2 protein-coding genes and 1 tRNA gene are annotated in these 2,720 nt (G+C 53.9%); all 3 read right to left on the bottom strand.

Annotated features, from left to right (window positions below):
* Positions 1-92: 92 nt before the first annotated feature.
* The 3 genes from ACTO5E_RS10720 to ACTO5E_RS10710 all read right to left on the bottom strand — a co-directional run bounded on the left by ACTO5E_RS10720 (position 93) and on the right by ACTO5E_RS10710 (position 2,608).
* Positions 93-950, bottom strand: coding sequence for a tyrosine-type recombinase/integrase (locus tag ACTO5E_RS10720; RefSeq protein ID WP_482303528.1), 858 nt, complete (start codon positions 948-950; stop codon positions 93-95).
* Positions 951-1,233: 283 nt separating this feature from the next.
* The gene (locus tag ACTO5E_RS10715) at positions 1,234-2,076 is read right to left on the bottom strand and encodes a tyrosine-type recombinase/integrase (protein WP_482303526.1); all 843 of its coding nucleotides are present in this window, start codon (positions 2,074-2,076) and stop codon (positions 1,234-1,236) included.
* A gap of 456 nt (positions 2,077-2,532) precedes the next feature.
* Positions 2,533-2,608, bottom strand: a tRNA-Gln gene (locus ACTO5E_RS10710).
* Between the last annotated feature and the right edge of the window lie 112 nt (positions 2,609-2,720).

Here is a 2,720-nt window from a genome sequence, read left to right as displayed (position 1 = left end):
CAATTCGGAACGGTCCATGTGTGAGAGCACATTCCATAAAAATGCCTCTATCCCGCCGGATTCCCAGCTCTCGCATAGAATACAAACATGTTTCATGCTTCCATCCACCCCACAGCCAGCTGCTCCTGCTCCAGCTGGCGCTCCATGGCCTGCTCCACCAGCAGGGCGATGTTGCTCTCGATCCCCGCACGGGTGGAGAAATACAGCCTTCTCAGCGACTGCGGGGTCGCACGGCTGTCATCGATCCTTGCCGCCTCGCATACCGGCTTCATCAGAATTGGGATATAGGTTCGCTTGATTGATTGCCCACTTCGGGTGCGAAAAATTGCTCCGGATGTGATCCCATTCCGCTCCGCAAAGTCCAGCAGCTCTTTTTGCACACACGCCGGAATGGTCACAGCCTGCTTAACTCGATTATGATAGCAGACGACCTTTCCTTCCCGGACCGCCTCCACTGTCAGGTTCGGCAGTTCCTTGACAAAGAACCCCGTGCAGGCGAACAGCTTAATAAGCAGATAGACCTTTTCATTTCCCAGCGCCTTTGCAGTGTGCAGAAGATGCAAATACTCCGCCCGGGAAAGCTCCGGCTGGGGCGGCTTTTCTTCCTTGAGCTGCCCCACCAGCTGGTACTCCCGGTGGCCGATGTAATCCAAGAAGGCGTTCGCCGCCGACTGGGATGCATTCACCGAGGCAGGCGCATACCTCTTCAGCAACGATTCCCGCCAACTCTCCATAAACCCGTGGCGGATCCGCTTGTCCTCCGGTAGGTCCTCGTAGAACTGAGTCAGCTTCCGCCGGTAGAACTTGATCGTTCCCTCGGCCCGGTCCAGGCTCTCATAGAGGGCCAGAAATCGCTCGATCTCCTCCATGGTGATGAGGGTCCCTTCCCCCGGCTGACGCTGACACACCATCCGCTCTTCACTCATAACACGCTGCCGTGCACTTGGCATGGAAAACCCTCCTTCCCTTCTTGTCGGAAGACGCAAATAGTCACCGGGCTTGGGCAGAATATAAGGGATTAGGAAAAGAGCAGGCGGCTTTTTGGAGTAAAAGAGAAGGGCCAGAAAGGAAAAGCTTCCCTCTGACCCTGTTTCACACGCAAAAAATAAGCCCAAGCCTTGCATTCCTGTATGATCTGTGATAAACTGTTACCAGCCTATACGGAATCTTGGCGGAAGGCGTTTCTTTTTGGCTTCAATTTTGTGCCAAATGCGTCTTCTGTTTAATTTTGAGCTATGATACAAGCCCCAGCCGTTCCAGCTGCCGGGCATGCTCCGCTCCGGTGGAAATCAGGTAGATCCGCGTGGTCTCGATGCTGGAGTGCCCCAGCACATCCGCCAGCTTCACCACATCCCGGCAGGCCCGGTAGAAGGTCCTGGCAAACAGATGCCGGAGGTTGTGGGGAAACACCTTGCTCCGCTCCACCCCTGCCCTGGCACAAAGGGCCTTCATCTCCGCCCAGATCTGACGCCTGCTCAGACTTTTTCCGCTTCTGGTGAGGAAGATCTCACCGGAGGCGATTTTTCTTTTCCTGGCATATTTCAGCAGCTTTCGGCAGAGCTTTCCCGGGATAAGTATCGTTCTGATCTTTCCTTTAAGTGATATTTCTGTCCTTCCATTGCGCATAGATTCCACTGTTATGTACTTAAGTTCACTTACTCTGATCCCCGTGGCACAGATGGTCTCAATGAGAAGGGCCAGCCGCTCCCGGCCCAGAACCCTGGCGGTTTCCAGCAGGCGGGTGTACTCCTCCCGGCTCAGCTCCCGCTCGCTGCTGCGGAACACCCGCCGCTGGATTTTGAGATACTTCACCCGGCAGTCCGGCCAGCCTAAAAAGGCAAAGAACTTGTTTAGTGCCGACAGCTTTCCGTTGACGGTCCCAGGCTGAAATCCGCTGGCTGTCAGGCGGGCTTTCCAGGCCGTGGCTCCTTCTTTGGTCACCGGGGCACCCTCCAGCCAGGCGGCAAAGGCCCGCACCTCCCGCAGGTACTTTTCGATGGTGGCGGGTTCGCGCTCCTCCTCCAGCAGCCACCGGCGAAAGGCCGCCAGCTGCCCGGCCCCTACTTTTCTCTCCATAGCAATATCCTCCTACTTTGGACAAATAATGCTTTTATTTTACCCTAGCAGGATATGGATTGTAAAATGGAGAAATGGACGAGGGTGAGGGGAATATATGAGAAAGCCGCAATACAAAAGGGCTGTACTGCGGCTGAATGGCTAGCTAATTTTTCGTATCGGTTTGCCTGGCACTTGGGACAAAATGTAGCTTTATTATTTCATGCCTTTGGCTGTGGACAGCCAACAAACCTGATTTTCATTTATCTTTTTTGTAGGCCCTTGCCTGGCTCAAAAAGGGCACAGGCCAAAAACTGCCCAAAACGGGGAACTTGCGGGGTTCATATCCTGCCGGTTACCCTTAAGACCTCTTTTGCATCTATCGTTTGACCAGCTGATTTTTGATCCCTAAAAAGTCCAAAAACACTTGATGCCATGCGGGTTTATCCGCATGGCATCTAAAGTGTTTGGGTTAGTTGGTTGGGCCGGCAGGATTCGGACCTGCGGAATGCGGGAGTCAAAGACCCGTGCCTTACCACTTGGCTACGGCCCAATAAAACAAAAGACAGGACCAGGCCAAAAGAGCCCGCTCTTTGTAACCTGATCCTGTCTTTTTTATTTTGGGGTGGATAGAGAGATTCGAACTCTCGGCCTCCAGAGCCACA

The organism is Acutalibacter sp., assembly GCF_056800975.1.
This window is presented reverse-complemented; position numbering and strand designations above follow the sequence as displayed.

Bases quoted from the DNA above. Each gene is read 5' to 3' on its own strand.
- ACTO5E_RS10720 (WP_482303528.1), bottom strand. From the start codon at position 950: ATGCCAAGTGCACGGCAGCGTGTTATGAGTGAAGAGCGGATGGTGTGT.
- ACTO5E_RS10715 (WP_482303526.1), bottom strand. From the start codon at position 2,076: ATGGAGAGAAAAGTAGGGGCCGGGCAGCTGGCGGCCTTTCGCCGGTGG.